This is a genomic window from Micromonospora desertarenae (assembly GCF_056150265.1).
The window spans coordinates 347,449-361,515 of the sequence record NZ_JAXCFQ010000003.1 but is presented as its reverse complement, the minus strand read 5'-3'; the positions used below and the strand labels follow the sequence as shown (position 1 = coordinate 361,515).

Sequence of the window (14,067 nt, the reverse complement as noted above, 5' to 3'; positions counted from 1 at the left end):
CTTCCGGCAGGTCACTACGACGGGAGGCGGCGCGGTGGGCGGCGTGGACGGTCCGGTGGTCGTCGGCCTGGACAACGGCGGCACCAGCAACAACGCCACGGTGCTCACCGTGGACGGTCGGTTCCTGGTGAACGGGCTGGTGGAGATCCCGAGCGAGGTGCTGGCCGGCCCGGAGGCGGCGATCGAGGCGTTGGCCCGCGCGTTCGACGGGGTGCTGGCGTTGACCGGGGTCCCGCGCGGGCAGGTGCGCGCGGTCGGCCTGGACACCCCCGGCCCGGCCAGCGCGACCGGGGTGATCTCGTCGCGCGGGTCGACCAACTTCTCCCAGCCGGCCTGGCGCGGGTTCGACGTCCGCGGCGCGCTGGAGCGGCGGCTCGGGCTGCCGGTGGTCTACCACAACGACGGGAACGCGGCCGCGCTCTACGCCCACCACGCGTACTTCGGCGGCGAGGCGATGCGGCGCTCGTCGGTGTCGGCCATCGTCGGCACCGGGCTGGGCGGCGGCGTGGTGGAGAGCGGCCGGGTGGTGGCCGGCGCCGCCGGGATGGCGGGGGAACTGGGCCACGTGCACATCCCGCTCACCGGCCTGCTCGCCCCCGACCAACCCGTGCCGACCTGCGCCTGCGGCTTCGCCGGGGACGCGGAGAGCGTCGCCTCGCTGACCGGGATCGCCCGCAACCTGCTGCCGTACTGGCTGACCCGCTATCCCGGGCACCCGCTCGCGGCCGAACCACCGGCCCGCGCGGCGAAGCTGGTCCGCGGCTACGGGGAGCGGGGCGACGCGCTGGCCCGGGAGGTCTTCACGCAGCAGGCGATGGCGCTCGGCCGGCTCTTCACCGTCGCGGCGAACTTCACCGACCCGCACGCGTACTTCGTCGGCGGCGGGGTGGTGGAGGCGGAGCCGGAGTTCCGGGACTGGTTCCTGGCGACCGTACGCGAGCACACGGTGCTGCGCGCGGAGCAGGCCGCGGTGGCCACTTTCGCCCTGGTGCCGGAGCGGGACATGGCCGGCGCCCGGGGCGCGGCGATTGCGGCGCTGGAGGCGCTGCGCGCCGAGCCGGCCCCGCGACCGCTGGTCGGCGGCTGAGCGCCGACCCGCCGCGCGGCGGCGGTGCGAGGGTCAGCGGCGCGGCGGCCGCCGGACGGTCAGCGGCGCGTCGTCGGCGCCTGGACGGTCAGCGGCGCGGCGGCGCCGCGGCGAAGGCCGCCCAGGCGGCGGGCGGGAAGAGCAGGGCCGGCCCGGCCGGGTCCTTGGAGTCGCGGACGGCCACCGTGCCGGGGATCGCCGCCACCTCCACGCACGCTCCCTCGTCGCCGCTGTGGCTGCTCTTGCGCCACCCGGCCGAGGCCAGCGCCGCGCTGATCGTCGGGGTCATGGTCCTACCGTCCCTTCAGGAGTTGGAGGAGCTGGTCGCGGCTGTCCGCCGGGCTGAGCGCGACGGTCCGCAGGTGTTCCATGATCTTGGTGCAGGTACGCAGGTCGCCCGGCCGGTCCAGGACCATCTGCCCGGCCACCGTCTCCACCGAGGCGATGATCGGGTCCTCCGGGTCGGCGAACTCCAGGATGTGCAGCGAGCCCCGGGTGCCCCGGTGGTAGCCGGCGGCCAGCGGGATCACCTGCACGGTGATGTTGGGCAGCTCGGCCATCTTCAGCAGATGGCGTAGCTGGCCCTCCATCACGCCGCGGTCGCCCACCGGCCGCAGCAGCGCGCCCTCGTCGATGATCGCGTCGAGGATCGGCGGCTCGTCGGCGGTGAGTCGCTGCTGGCGGTCCAGCCGCAGCTGGACCCGCTGCTCCACCTGGTCGTCGCCGAGCGTGTGCGGGCCGCCCCGCATCACGCCGCGGATGTAGTCGGCGGTCTGCAGCAGCCCGGGCACCACCGACGGCTCGAAGTTGGCGATCCCGGTCGCCTCGGCCTCCAGCGCGATGAAGTCGATGGTGCGCCGGTCCAGCAGGTACGAGTAGGACACCCACCAGCCCGGCTTGCGGGCGTCCTTGGCCAGTTGCACGGCCGCCGCCACGTCGTCGGGGGCGACCCCGTAGAGGGTGAGCAGGGCGCGCACCGTGGCCGGGCTGACCAGCGTCTGGGCGTTCTCGTAGCGGGAGAGGGTGCTCCGGGTGCTGTTGATCTCGTCGGCCGCCGCCTCGAGGGTGAGCCCGGCGGCCTCCCGGTGGGTGCGCAGCGCGATGCCGAGCCGGCGGGCACGCGCGGTCTTGGGGGCCATGCATCGATGGTCGCACACGTATCGGGAATTAGTACATGAGAGAACGCCGATGAGAGTTGCATTCATGGCTGTGAAGGTGTCAATCTGTCATCGCGTCCTCACCGCCGGTTGTCGTGGCGACGGCGGCGGTGAGCGACCGGAGGGGATGGGGCGCGCGGCGGTCGGGTTTCTCCCCCGTACCCGACCGCCGCGTGCCACGCCACCTGGCGGCCGCACACTGAAAGGGACTCGACGTGCGTACTGGTCAGCAGGATCCCGCCGAGTGCGCCGGCGGCCGGCGATGACCCGGTTCCTGGTGGTGCTCACGGACGTCCGCCCGATCGACGGCAGTTGGCGCAACGAGCGGACCTGTCCCGAGCGGCGCCGCCAGGTGGTCGGCGCGAGCAGCCGGGAGGCGGCCGAGCGGATCGCCGGCGCGTTCATGGCGCTGGGCATGGTGCGGGCCGGCCGGCAGCGGGTCAAGGTGATCGCCATCGGCCGGCGGCACGCCCGCGGTTGAGGGACGGCCCGCGCGCACGCGCGGTGGTAGCCCGGCCCGGCGGGCGGCGCGGCCCGGCGCCCCGCCGGGCCGCCCCGCGCTCAGAGCAGCTTGCGCCGCTTCAGGTACGCCACCAGGTCGTCGTAGACGCCGCCCTCGTTGGCGAACATGGCCACGTTCCGCGCGGTGGCCATCCACGGGCGGGTCGACGGGCGCACCTCCTTCAGCGCCCGCTCCAGGTCCCGCTGCTCGATCATCCGCACCTCGCCGGTGCGGACCGAGTCCGCCATCGCGAACTCGGCCGCCGTCTCGCAGAGGTGCGCCAGGTCGGCGCCGGAGAAGTCCTCCGTCCCGGCGACCACCTTGCGCAGGTCGATCCCGGCGATCGGCCGGTCCCGCAGGTGGTACTCGAGGATCGCCCGGCGGGCCTCGGCGTCCGGCGGGAGCACCAGCACCACCCGGTCGAGCCGGCCCGGACGGCGCAGGGCCGGGTCCACGTCCCACGGGGTGTTGGTGGCGGCCAGCACGAAGACGCCCTCGTTGTTGCCCTCCATGCCGTCCAGTTCGGCGAGCAGCTGGTTGCCCAACGTCCGCATCGAACTGGAGCTGACCTGGGAGCGCTTGTGGCCGAGCGCGTCGATCTCGTCGAGGAAGAGCACGCAGGGCGCGTTGCGCCGGGCCGCCTCGAACAGCTCGTGCAGGTTGCGCTCCGAGTTGCCCATCCACATGTCGAGTACGTCCACGATGGACAGCGAGATGAACTTGGCGCCCATCTCGCCCGCCACCGCCCGGGCCAGGAAGGTCTTGCCGCAGCCGGGCGGGCCGTAGAGCATCAGCCCGCCGCGCAGGCTCTTGCCGTACATCTTGCGCAGTTGCGGGTTGCGCAGCGGGCCGAGGAAGGCCAGCTCCAACCGCTCCTTCACGGCCGTCATGCCGCCCACGTCGGCCAGCCGGATCCCGGAGACCTCCACGTCGTACACCCGGTCGGCGTCGCCGGTCACCGGCTCGGGCTCGTCGCCGGCCCGGGCGAAGCGCGGCGGCACGATATCGGCCAGTTCCTGCTCGTACGCGGCCAGCGGGTCGGATCCGTCGGCCGCCGGCGGCACGTCCGGCCCGGCCGGCGCGGGCCGCTGCGCCGGCGCGTGCGGGGCCGGCGGCGACTGCGGGGCGGTCGGAGGCTGCGGGGCTGCCGGCGCCGGCGGGGTCGCCGGGGGCGGGGGTACGGGGGCCAGCGCCCGCTGCATCAGCGCCTGGGCCTCGCCGTTGCCCGGATCCCGGGCCAGCGCCTGCCCGATCTGCGCGATCGCCTCGCCGGACCGGCCGGCGTCGAGCAGCAGCGCGGCGAGGTGCAGTCGGAGCGGCAGGTCGTCCGGGCGGGCGTCGAGGGCCGCCGAGAGCGAGGCGATGAGGGGATCAGGGCTCATAGGACGAGCAGCGTAGTGGGCGCCCGCCGATGCCGGCGTACCCTCGCCCCCGCCGCCGTCCAGCGCGCCCAGCAGGGCCCCGCGCGTCCAGCGCCCGATCACGTACCGTAAAGCACGCGGTGACCGGTTGTCCTGGCCCCTCGCGTCTCCTCGGGTATCGGCATCGGTTTCCGGCCACGCACAGTAAGGTCAACCGGGTGAGCGCCAGCCCGCAGTCGCGTACCGAGAGGTGACCGGAGTGACCACCCCAGGCAAGACCCGCGTGGCGATCGTCTTCGGCGGCCGCAGCCCGGAGCACGGCATCTCCTGCGTCAGCGCCGGCAGCGTGCTCGGCGCGCTGGACCCGGACGAGTTCGAGGTGGTGCCGGTCGGCATCACCCGGGCCGGGCAGTGGGTGCTGACCAACGGCGACCCGTCGCAGCTGGCGATCAACTCGCGCCGGCTGCCGGAGATCACCGCCGAGTCCGGCACCGACATCGTGCTGCGCGCCGACCCGACCGGCAACGGGCTGATGGTGCTCGACCCCACCGAGGGTCCCCGGGCGCTGGCCGACGTGGACGTGGTCTTCCCGGTGCTGCACGGCGCGTACGGCGAGGACGGCACCATCCAGGGAATGCTGGAGATGGCCGGTATCCCGTACGTCGGGGCGAACGTCTTCGCCTCCGCCGCCGCGATGGACAAGGAGTTCACCAAGAAGCTCTGCGCCGTCGAGGGCATCCCGGTCGGCCCGTACGCGGTGCTGCGCAACGGGATGACCCTGAGCGAGGAGGACAAGCAGCGCCTCGGCCTGCCGGTCTTCGTCAAGCCGTCGCGGGCCGGGTCGTCGTTCGGCATCACCAAGGTCGACGACTGGGCCGACCTGGACGCGGCCGTCGCCACCGCCCGGCAGATCGACCCCAAGGTGCTCGTCGAGGGGGCGATCGTCGGCCGCGAGATCGAGTGCGGCGTGCTGGAGGGCGAGGCCGGCGGAGCGCCCGAGGCGTCCGTGCTGGCCGAGGTGCGGGTGGTCGCCGACCACGACTGGTACGACTTCGAGGCCAAGTACCTCGACGACGCCTGCGAGTACGACATCCCGGCCGGCCTGCCCGACCGGGTGACCCGGCAGGTGCAGGAGTACGCGGTCCGCGCGTTCACCGCGCTCGACTGCGCCGGGCTGGCCCGGGTCGACTTCTTCGTCACCCCGGAGCTGGACGTCTACCTCAACGAGATCAACACGATGCCCGGCTTCACCCCGACGTCGATGTTCCCGCGGATGTGGGCCGCCTCCGGCCTGGAGTACCCGAAGCTGGTCGACCGCCTCATCCGCACCGCCCTCACCCGCGGCGTCGGCCTCCACTGACCCGCGCGCGGGTCGCCCCGCCCGCACTTTTGGGGAAAGAGCGGCCTCCCGAGCGTGGGAAGCCACTCTTTCCGTGAACGTGCACGCCCGGGTCCAGGGGTGCGCCAGGTGTGGGTGGGGGAGGGTCAGCCCTGGCAGCCGGTGGGGGCCTCGCCGCCGGACGGGACCGCGGCGACCACGGTGTCGGCGATCGGCGCGATCCACTGCAACGGCTGCTCGTAGGCGCGCGGCACCCGGACGGTGACCGCGGTCTCCCGGTCCAGCGTGGTGAGCACGGTGGCGTCGGTCTGCTCGGTGGCGTGCCAGCACACCTTGTTGACCAGCCAGACGTCGTCGGTGGCGCCCACGGCCGGCTCGGCGCCGCCGCAGGCGACGGTCAGCGCCGGGTCGCCGTACGCGGCGTTCTGCTCCGGGCCGGCGGTGACCGGGCGCTGCTGCAGGTCGCGCACGCTCGGCGGGAGCTGGGAGAGCAGCGCGCGGCACACCGTGGCGGGGCGCTCGGCCAGGGCCGGCGCGGCCATCTCCACGGGCGCGGTGGACTGGGCGCGGGCGGTCGTCGCCGAGGGGCTCGGCGACGGGGCCGGCTCGTCCGGCGCGAGCTGGACGAAGGCGAGCCCGGCCACCAGCACGGTGACCGGGAGCGCGACCAGCGTCGCGATCAGCGCGGCGCGGCGGTTGGTGCCGTCCGGCGTCGTGGGCGCGGGGCTCTCCGCCCCGCCGGCCTCCGGGCGGGGAGAATCAGTGATCTTGTCCACTTACAGCCGTACCACCGAACACGTGAGGGTGCGGGTGATGCCGGGCACCATCTGCACCTTGCTGACGATGAGTTTGCCGAGCTCGTCGACGGTGTTCGCCTCGGTGAGCACGACCACGTCGTAGGGCCCGGTGACGGCGTCGACCCGTACCACGCCGGCAAGGTCCGCGATCAGACCGGCCACGTCACGCGCCCGGCCGACCTCCGTCTGGATGAGGATGTACGCCTGTACCACGACTCGACCTCCGTCCGTCGCCGCCCGCGAGCGGCCCGAGAGGAGAAAGTACCTTACGGACCAGGTCTGATCCCTATCGGTGGTCAAGGAGAAGCGGTGAGCGAGCGCGGCAGGAGCGGGCGGGGCGTCGGACCGGGTGCGGCGCCGGCGGCGAGGAAGGTGCCGGCATGAGGGAGTGGATCATCGAGCGCTGCGCGACGGTGCCGTGGGCACGTGCGGCGGGGCGGAGCGCCGGCACGAGCGCGCGGATCACCGGGCTCGGCGGGTTTCTGCCTGCTGGCGGCCGGCGGCGGAGCGGAGTGCCGGCATGAGCGTCGCGGGGGTGGGCGAATTCGGTCTGATCGACCGGGTCACCGCCCGGCTGTCCGCCGGCTCGACGGTGCTGCTCGGGCCCGGGGACGACGGGGCGCTGGTGGCCGCCCCGGACGCCCGGGTGGTGGCCTCCACCGACGTGCTGGTGGAGGGGCGGCACTTCCGCCGGGACTGGTCCGGGGCGCGGGACGTGGGGCACCGGGCGGCGGCGGCGAACCTGGCCGACATCGCGGCCATGGGGGCCACCCCGACCGCCCTGCTGGTGGCCCTCTGCATCCCCGCGGACCTGGCCGTCGGCTGGACCGAGGAACTGGCCGACGGGCTGGCCGCGGAGGCGGCGACGGTCGGCGCGAGCGTGGTCGGCGGCGACATGTCCGGCAGCCCCACGCTGACCATCGCGGTGACCGCCCTGGGTGACCTGGCCGGTCGGGCGCCGGTGGTGCGCTCCGGCGCCCGGCCGGGCGACGTGGTCGCGCTCGCCGGTCGCACCGGGTACGCGGCGGCCGGGCTGACCGTGCTCTCCCGGGGCTTCCGGACGCCGCGGCTGCTGGTCGAGGCGTACCGGCGCCCGGAGGTGCCGTACGCGGCCGGCCCGCAGGCCGCCGGGCTGGGCGCCACCGCCATGATCGACGTGTCGGACGGGCTGCTCGCCGACCTCGGCCACGTGGCGAGGGCCAGCGGGGTCGGCATCGACGTGCGCCGGGACGCCTTCGAGGTGCCCCGGCAGATGCGCGACGCGGCCCAGGCGCTCGGCGTCGACCCGTACGCCTGGCTGCTGGCCGGTGGCGAGGACCACGCGCTCGCCGCCACCTTCCCGCCCGAGGTGACGCTGCCCGAGCAGTGGCGCCCGGTCGGGCGGGTGGTGGCCGGCGAGGGCGTCACCGTCGACGGCGAGCCGTACCAGGGGGTCACCGGCTGGGACCACTTCCGGTAAGGGCCCCGAGCGGTCGTAACCTTTACTCCGTGACGGAGATCGAGATCCACGCCGCGCGCTTCGACTCGCCGGAGGCGCAGCGCCTGATCAGGGACGCGCTGGCCGACCTCGGCGCCCGGTACGGCGGCAGCGGCGACGACACCCCGGTCGACGCCGCCGAGTTCGAGCCGCCCGGCGGCGCGTTCCTGATCGCCAGGCTCGACGGCGAGCCGGTCGGCTGTGGCGGCTGGCGCAGCCACGGCGAGGGGACCGCCGAGCTGAAGCGGATGTACACCGCGCCGGCGGCGCGCGGCCGGGGGGTGGCCCGGGCGCTGCTGGCGGCGGTCGAGCGGTCCGCCCGCGAGCAGGGGCGCAAGCGGCTGATCCTGGAGTGCGGCGACCGGCAGCCCGAGGCGATCGGGTTGTACACCTCGGCCGGCTACGAGCGGATCCCGAACTTCGGCTTCTACAAGGACGAGCCGGGCTGCCTCTCCTTCGGCCGTACCCTCTGAGCCACCGCCCCGCGCGGGGCCGTGACCGGCGGCGTCAGCCGGTGGTGATCCGGATCTGTTCGGCGGCCTTGCCGGCGGCGTCGGTGGCGGCCGAGCCGTCGATGCCCCAGGCCAGCACGTGGCCGCTGCGCCGCAGCGAGGAGGTCACCTCGGTCACGGTGTCGCCCACCGCCACCTCCACCTGCACGTCCAGCACGCCCGGCACCCGGCGGGCGTCGCGCAGCCCGTCGACGGCCGAGACCGTGCCGGGGGAGGCGAGCAGGAACTCCACCGCCGCCGCGCCGGTCGGCCGGGGCCGCAGCGCCGGCCGCTCGCCGCGCAGCGTGCGCAGGTACGCCTCGATGAACCCGCACTCGTAGGCGATCGAGATCAGTGCGGTGATCATGTCGCCGGGCAGCCGGGCGGCGCACTCCACCAGCGTCGGCCGGCCGTCGGCGAGGATCCACTCGCTGTGCAGCACGCCGGTGCGGAAGCCGGCGGCGGTGGCCAGCCGGGCCGCCACCGCGAGCAGTTCCCGGCGGGTGGCCGCCGGCAGGGCCGTGGGCACGGTGTGCCCGGTCTCCACCGGGCAGCGTCCGGGCAACACCCGCTTGTCGGTGACGTTGCCGAAGATCACCTCGCCGTCGGCGACCAGCAGCTCGACGCTGTGCTCCGGCCCGGCCAGGACCTGCTCGACGAGCACCCCGGTGGGCAGCCCGTCGGTCGCCTCGGGCGGCGCCTCCGGGGAGGCGGTGGCCGCCCAGGCGTCGGTGATCTCCGCCGGGTCGGTGATGATCTGGACGCCGAGGCTGCCGGAGCGGCGGGTGGGCTTCAGCACGCACCGGCCGCCGTGCCGCTCGGCGAACGCCACCGCCTCGGCGGCCGTGCCGACCAGCTCGAAGGCCGGGTTGGCCAGTCCGGCGTCGGCGGCGAGCAGCCGCATCCGGTGCTTGTCGGAGAAGATGTCGGCGGCCGCCGCCCCGGCGCCGGGCAGGCCGAGTTCGGCGGCGAGCCGGGCCGCCGCGCCGACCGCGTACTCCAGTCCGGGCACCACCAGCCGGGCGGAGCGCAGCCCCGGCTCACGGGCGACCAGCGCGGCGGCGTCCAGGCCGGTCTGGTAGCGCGCGGCCACCACCCGGGAGATGAACGCCAGCTCGCCCGCCAGCTGCTCGATGCCGCGCCGCTGGATCACGTCCGGCTCCTCGACCAGGACCACCGAGCCGGCCGGCAGCTCCTCGGCGTACCAGCGCAGCATGCCGATCGACGCCCCGACAATGATCATCTCGTCTCGGCCCAGGTCCAGCTGCACCAGTCGTCCTCCGTGCTCGGGGGTGCGCGCCGGGAAGGGGACGGCCGGCGCACGCAGACCCTAACCGGACCGGTGCGGGTGCGTCGACGCAGCGTCGCGTACCGGTCAACGCCGGTGCCCGGACACGACAGAGCCGGCGGGCCACGAGGGCCCGCCGGCGCTGGCGAATATGTCGGTCGGCGTTACCGCGTCAGGCGCGGGTGACCTTGCCGGCCTTGATGCACGAGGTGCAGACCTGCATCTTCTTGGTGTTGCCGCCACCGGCCGGGGTCCGCACCGACTGGATGTTCGGGTTCCAGCGGCGGTTGGTCCGCCGGTGCGAGTGGGACACGTTGTGGCCGAAGCCCGGCCCCTTGCCACAGACGTCGCACACGCTAGCCACGGGATACTCCTGGGTTTGAAACGTTCATGAGGTCGCCGCCAGGCGGTGCCCGGGCAACCTGGCCAGGTTACCCGATGACCCGCCGCCCTGCCCAACCGGCCCGGTCCGCCCGGGCCGTGCGGGCCCGCGGGGTGGCGGGGGGAGCGGCCCGCGGCGTGACGGGACGCCCGGCAAGGGTAGCGCGCCCGGCCGCCCACCGGTGGTAGCCGGGACACGCCGGGGCGGTCCGGCCGAGCCCGGCGGGTGTCGGTGCGCGCCAGTAGGCTTCACGCCGTGCTGGACACCCTCGACGCCGCCGCGGTCCGCCGCTGGTGCGCGGGCGGGCTGGCCGCGCTCAAGCGGCACCAGGGCGAGATCGACGACCTGAACGTCTACCCGGTGCCCGACGGCGACACCGGCACCAACCTGGTGCTCACCCTGACCTCGGCCCAGCAGGCGCTGGCCATGGACCTCGACACCCTTCCCGACGACGGGCCCACCCCGCACGGTCACGCGCTGCGGCTGATGGCGCGTGGCGCGCTGCTCGGCGCCCGGGGCAACTCCGGGGTGATCCTGTCGCAGATCCTGCGCGGCTTCGCCGACGCGCTGGCCGCCCGGCCAGCGGTGCGCGGCCGGGAGCTGGCGGTCGCGCTGCGCGACGCCACCACCGCCGCCTACGCCGCGGTCGCCAGCCCGGTCGAGGGCACCCTGCTCAGCGTCGTCGCCGCGGCCGCCGGGGCGGCCGAGCGGGCGGACAGCGACGAGCTCTGCGCGGTCGCCCGGGCGGCGGCCGGCGAGGCGTCCCGGGCGCTCGCCCGCACCCCCGAGCAACTGCCCGCGCTGGCCCGGGCCGGCGTGGTCGACGCCGGCGGGCGCGGGCTCTGCCTGCTGCTCGACGCGCTGGTCGAAGTGATCACCGGGGAGAGCCCGCAGCGGCCGGCGTCCGCGCGGCCGGCGGCCCGCCCGCCGGCCGTCGCCGCCCGCGAGACCGGCTCCGACGAGTACGCCTACGAGGTGCAGTTCCTGCTCGACGCCGACGAGCCGGCGGTGACCCGGATGCGGGCGGAGCTGGCGGCGCTGGGCGACTCGCTGGTCGTGGTGGGCGACGGCGACGGCACCTGGAACGTGCACGTGCACGTCAACGACGTCGGGGCGGCCATCGAGGCGGGAGTGGTCGCCGGCCGGCCGCACCGGATCTCGGTGACCCGCTTCGCCGACCAGGTCGCACCGGTGTCACCCGCCGTGGCGGCGGACGGGCGGGCCGCCGTGGTGGTGGCCGCCGGCGCGGGCATCGCCGAGCTCTTCGGCGGCGAGGGCGCGACGGTGGTGCCCGGCAACCCCTCCACCGGCGAGCTGCTGGACGCCATCCGGGCGACCGGGGCCGCCCGGGTGGTGGTGCTGCCCAACGACCCGAACACCCAGGCGGTGGCGAGCGCCGCCGCCCGGGAGGCGCACGGGCTCGGCGTCAAGGTGAGCGTGGTGCCGACCCGCTCGCCGGTGCAGGCGCTGGCGGCGCTGGCCGTACGCGACCCCGGACGGCGCTTCGAGGACGACGTGATCGCGATGGCCGAGGCGGCCGGCGCCTGCCGCTACGCCGAGGTCTGCTACGCCAGCCGCGAGGCGCTCACCGTCGCCGGCCCGTGCCGCCCCGGCGACGTGCTGGCGCTGGTCGAGGGGGAGGTGCACCTGATCGGCGCCGACCTGCTCGACACCTGCGTCGCCATGGTCGACCGGATGCTCGGCGGCGGCGGCGAGCTGGTCACCCTGCTCGCCGGCGCGGACGCCCCGGACGGGCTGGCCGAGGCGGTGCGCGAGCACGTCGGGCGGCACTGGCCGTTCGTGGAGGTGCAGGCCTATCCGGGCGGCCAGCCGCACTATCCGCTCCTGGTGGGGGTCGAGTGATGCCCGAGACGGCCACGGTGGACACGCCGCTGAAGAAGCTGGTCGGCGAGAAGACGGCGAAGGCGCTGGCCAGCCACCTCGACCTGCACACCGCCGGCGACCTGGTCTACCACTTCCCGCGCCGCTACGACGAGCGCGGCGAGCACACCGACATCCGCTCGCTGGACGTCGGTGAGCAGGTCACCGTGCTGGCCCAGGTGCAGCGCACCGCCGTACGCCCGATGCGCCAGCGCCGCGGCAACCTGCTGGAGGTGACCGTCGGCGACGGCTCCGGCGGCCTGCTCACCCTGACCTTCTTCGGCAACCAGGCGTGGCGGGAGCGGGAGCTGCGGCCGGGCCGGTGGGGGCTGTTCGCCGGCAAGGTCACCGAGTTCCGGGGCAAGCGGCAGCTCAACGGGCCGGAGTACGTGCTGCTCGGCGAGGGCGGCGACGGCGAGGCGGCGGCCAGCGAGGAGATCGAGGAGTTCGCCGGCGCGCTGATCCCGGTCTACCCGGCGGCCGCGGCGGTGCCGACCTGGGTGATCGCCCGCTGCGTGCGGGTGGTGCTGGACACCTTCACCCCGCCGGACGATCCGCTGCCGGCCACCGTGCGGGCCAGCCGCAACCTGGTCGGGCTCGGCACCGCGCTGCGCGAGATCCACCGGCCGTCCAGCAAGGAGGAGCTCTACCGGGCCCGGCGGCGGCTGAAGTGGGACGAGGCGTTCGCCGTGCAGCTGACCCTGGTGCAGCGCAAGCACCGGGCCGCCGACTGGCCCGCCCGCCCCCGCCCGCCGCGCGCGGGTGGCCTGCTGGACGCCTTCGACGCCCGGCTGCCCTACGAGCTGACCCCCGGCCAGCGGGACGTGGGCGCCGAGATCGCCGCCGACCTGGCCACCCCGCACCCGATGCACCGGCTGCTGCAGGGCGAGGTCGGCTCGGGCAAGACGGTGGTGGCGCTGCGCGCCATGCTCCAGGTGGTCGACGCCGGCGGGCAGGCCGCGCTGCTCGCCCCCACCGAGGTGCTCGCCGCCCAGCACCACCGCGGCATGCTCGACCTGCTCGGGCCGCTGGGCCGGGCCGGCGAGCTGGGCGCCGCCGAGCACGCCACCCGGGTCGAGTTGGTCACCGGCTCGCTCGGCGCGGCCGCCCGCCGGCGGGCGCTGGCCGAGGTGGCCAGCGGCGCCGCCGGCATCGTGCTCGGCACCCACGCCCTGCTCTACGAGGGGGTCGACTTCGCCGACCTGGGCCTGGTCGTGGTCGACGAGCAGCACCGCTTCGGCGTCGAGCAGCGCGACGCGCTGCGCGCCAAGGCCGAGCAGCCCCCGCACGTGCTGGTGATGACGGCGACCCCGATCCCGCGCACGGTGGCGATGACCGTCTACGGCGACCTGGAGACCTCGACGCTGTCCCAGCTGCCGCGCGGCCGGTCGCCGATCGCCTCGCACGTGGTGCCGGCCGCCGAGAAGCCGGCCTTCCTGGACCGGGCCTGGCGCCGGCTGCGCGAGGAGGTGGCCGCCGGGCACCAGGCGTACGTGGTCTGCCCGCGGATCGGTGACGGTCCGGCGTCCGAGGAGGAGGCGCCGCGGGAGGACGACTCCGGGCGGCGGCCGCCGCTGGCGGTGACCGAGGTGGCGCCGCTGCTCGCCGAGGGGCCGCTGCACGGGCTGCGGATCGGGGTGCTGCACGGCCGGTTGCCGGCCGACGAGAAGGACGCGGTGATGCGCTCCTTCGCCGCCGGCGACCTCGACGTGCTGGTGGCCACCACTGTCGTGGAGGTCGGCGTCGACGTGCCGAACGCCACCGTGATGATCGTGCTGGACGCCGACCGGTTCGGCGTCTCGCAGCTGCACCAGCTGCGCGGCCGGGTCGGCCGGGGCGCCGCCGCCGGGCTCTGCCTGCTGGTCACCGAGGCGAACGAGGGCAGCCCGGCGCGCGAGCGGTTGGACGCCGTCGCCTCCACCACCGACGGTTTCAAGCTGGCCGAACTGGATCTGGAACAGCGCCGCGAGGGCGACGTGCTGGGGGCCACCCAGTCCGGCCGCCGCTCGCACCTGCGACTGCTCTCCCTGCTGCGCGACGCCGACCTGATCCGCGACGCGCGGGCCGAGGCGATCACCCTGGTCGAGGAGGATCCGGAGCTGTCCCGGCACCCGGCGTTGGCCGCCTCGGTGGCCGCCCTGGTCGACGAGGAGCGCGCGGAATACCTGGAGAAGGGCTGACCGGAGCGCCGCCGTACCTCTCGTGCGGTCGCGCGCGCTGGCCAGGTGATGCTTCGAGGCCGACCCGCGCGGGTGCACCTCGTCAGTGCCGTGTCGGGGGTCCCGGTGTGGCATCCCGGCGGCCC

The 14,067-nt window shown here is 75.3% G+C and carries 14 protein-coding genes; 7 read left to right on the top strand and 7 right to left on the bottom strand.

Annotated features, from left to right (window positions below; genetic code table 11):
- Positions 1-34: 34 nt before the first annotated feature.
- Positions 35-1,087, top strand: coding sequence for an ROK family protein (locus SM577_RS07605; protein ID WP_474586556.1), 1,053 nt, complete (start codon positions 35-37; stop codon positions 1,085-1,087).
- 88 nt (positions 1,088-1,175) lie between these two features.
- Here SM577_RS07605 and SM577_RS07600 read toward each other — a convergent pair whose 3' ends face one another.
- Together SM577_RS07600 and SM577_RS07595 are read right to left on the bottom strand one after the other, a co-directional pair.
- Positions 1,176-1,376: a DUF397 domain-containing protein gene (locus tag SM577_RS07600; RefSeq protein WP_302917781.1), complete on the bottom strand. Its 201-nt coding sequence runs from the start codon at positions 1,374-1,376 to the stop codon at positions 1,176-1,178.
- Between the two features lie 4 nt (positions 1,377-1,380).
- A complete protein-coding gene (locus SM577_RS07595) occupies positions 1,381-2,226 on the bottom strand; it encodes a helix-turn-helix domain-containing protein (protein ID WP_302917780.1) in 846 nt (281 codons plus the stop codon).
- A 280-nt stretch (positions 2,227-2,506) separates the two neighbouring features.
- On the opposite strand from SM577_RS07595, the gene SM577_RS07590 reads away from it, so the two are divergent.
- On the top strand, positions 2,507-2,725 hold the full coding sequence (locus SM577_RS07590; RefSeq protein WP_088995555.1) for a hypothetical protein: 219 nt from the start codon (positions 2,507-2,509) through the stop codon (positions 2,723-2,725).
- Between the two features lie 80 nt (positions 2,726-2,805).
- Here SM577_RS07590 and SM577_RS07585 read toward each other — a convergent pair whose 3' ends face one another.
- Positions 2,806-4,128 carry an ATP-binding protein gene (locus SM577_RS07585; protein WP_474586555.1) on the bottom strand — a complete coding sequence of 441 codons (1,323 nt, stop codon included), beginning with the start codon at positions 4,126-4,128 and terminating at the stop codon, positions 2,806-2,808.
- 238 nt (positions 4,129-4,366) lie between these two features.
- On the opposite strand from SM577_RS07585, the gene SM577_RS07580 reads away from it, so the two are divergent.
- Positions 4,367-5,467 carry a D-alanine--D-alanine ligase family protein gene (locus tag SM577_RS07580; protein ID WP_302917778.1) on the top strand — a complete coding sequence of 367 codons (1,101 nt, stop codon included), beginning with the start codon at positions 4,367-4,369 and terminating at the stop codon, positions 5,465-5,467.
- 125 nt (positions 5,468-5,592) lie between these two features.
- On the opposite strand, the gene SM577_RS07575 is transcribed toward SM577_RS07580, so the two are convergent.
- Positions 5,593-6,213 (bottom strand): DUF3515 family protein, encoded by a 621-nt coding sequence (locus SM577_RS07575; protein ID WP_474586641.1) that lies wholly within the window; start codon positions 6,211-6,213, stop codon positions 5,593-5,595.
- Positions 6,214-6,222: 9 nt separating this feature from the next.
- Positions 6,223-6,456 (bottom strand): Lrp/AsnC ligand binding domain-containing protein, encoded by a 234-nt coding sequence (locus SM577_RS07570; RefSeq protein WP_013284547.1) that lies wholly within the window; start codon positions 6,454-6,456, stop codon positions 6,223-6,225.
- Between the two features lie 307 nt (positions 6,457-6,763).
- Between SM577_RS07570 and SM577_RS07565 the strand changes: the two genes are divergently transcribed.
- Together SM577_RS07565 and SM577_RS07560 are read left to right on the top strand one after the other, a co-directional pair.
- Positions 6,764-7,702: a thiamine-phosphate kinase gene (locus SM577_RS07565; RefSeq protein WP_474586554.1), complete on the top strand. Its 939-nt coding sequence runs from the start codon at positions 6,764-6,766 to the stop codon at positions 7,700-7,702.
- A gap of 29 nt (positions 7,703-7,731) precedes the next feature.
- Positions 7,732-8,193 (top strand): GNAT family N-acetyltransferase, encoded by a 462-nt coding sequence (locus SM577_RS07560; protein WP_302917776.1) that lies wholly within the window; start codon positions 7,732-7,734, stop codon positions 8,191-8,193.
- Positions 8,194-8,227: 34 nt separating this feature from the next.
- On the opposite strand, the gene SM577_RS07555 is transcribed toward SM577_RS07560, so the two are convergent.
- Both SM577_RS07555 and rpmB read right to left on the bottom strand, forming a co-directional pair.
- Positions 8,228-9,481, bottom strand: a complete 1,254-nt coding sequence (locus SM577_RS07555; protein WP_474586553.1) for an ATP-grasp domain-containing protein — start codon at positions 9,479-9,481, stop codon at positions 8,228-8,230.
- Positions 9,482-9,671: 190 nt separating this feature from the next.
- The gene (gene rpmB / locus SM577_RS07550; protein ID WP_088963534.1) at positions 9,672-9,863 is read right to left on the bottom strand and encodes a 50S ribosomal protein L28; all 192 of its coding nucleotides are present in this window, start codon (positions 9,861-9,863) and stop codon (positions 9,672-9,674) included.
- 273 nt (positions 9,864-10,136) lie between these two features.
- Between rpmB and SM577_RS07545 the strand changes: the two genes are divergently transcribed.
- Positions 10,137-11,744 (top strand): DAK2 domain-containing protein, encoded by a 1,608-nt coding sequence (locus SM577_RS07545; protein WP_302917774.1) that lies wholly within the window; start codon positions 10,137-10,139, stop codon positions 11,742-11,744.
- On the top strand, positions 11,744-13,942 hold the full coding sequence (gene recG / locus SM577_RS07540; protein ID WP_474580392.1) for an ATP-dependent DNA helicase RecG: 2,199 nt from the start codon (positions 11,744-11,746) through the stop codon (positions 13,940-13,942). The genes SM577_RS07545 and recG overlap by 1 nt, the downstream gene beginning before the upstream one ends.
- Positions 13,943-14,067 lie beyond the last annotated feature (125 nt).

Bases quoted from the DNA above. Each gene is read 5' to 3' on its own strand.
- SM577_RS07590 (WP_088995555.1), top strand. From the start codon at position 2,507: ATGACCCGGTTCCTGGTGGTGCTCACGGACGTCCGCCCGATCGACGGC.
- SM577_RS07600 (WP_302917781.1), bottom strand. From the start codon at position 1,376: ATGACCCCGACGATCAGCGCGGCGCTGGCCTCGGCCGGGTGGCGCAAG.
- SM577_RS07565 (WP_474586554.1), top strand. From the start codon at position 6,764: ATGAGCGTCGCGGGGGTGGGCGAATTCGGTCTGATCGACCGGGTCACC.
- SM577_RS07585 (WP_474586555.1), bottom strand. From the start codon at position 4,128: ATGAGCCCTGATCCCCTCATCGCCTCGCTCTCGGCGGCCCTCGACGCC.
- SM577_RS07595 (WP_302917780.1), bottom strand. From the start codon at position 2,226: ATGGCCCCCAAGACCGCGCGTGCCCGCCGGCTCGGCATCGCGCTGCGC.
- recG (WP_474580392.1), top strand. From the start codon at position 11,744: ATGCCCGAGACGGCCACGGTGGACACGCCGCTGAAGAAGCTGGTCGGC.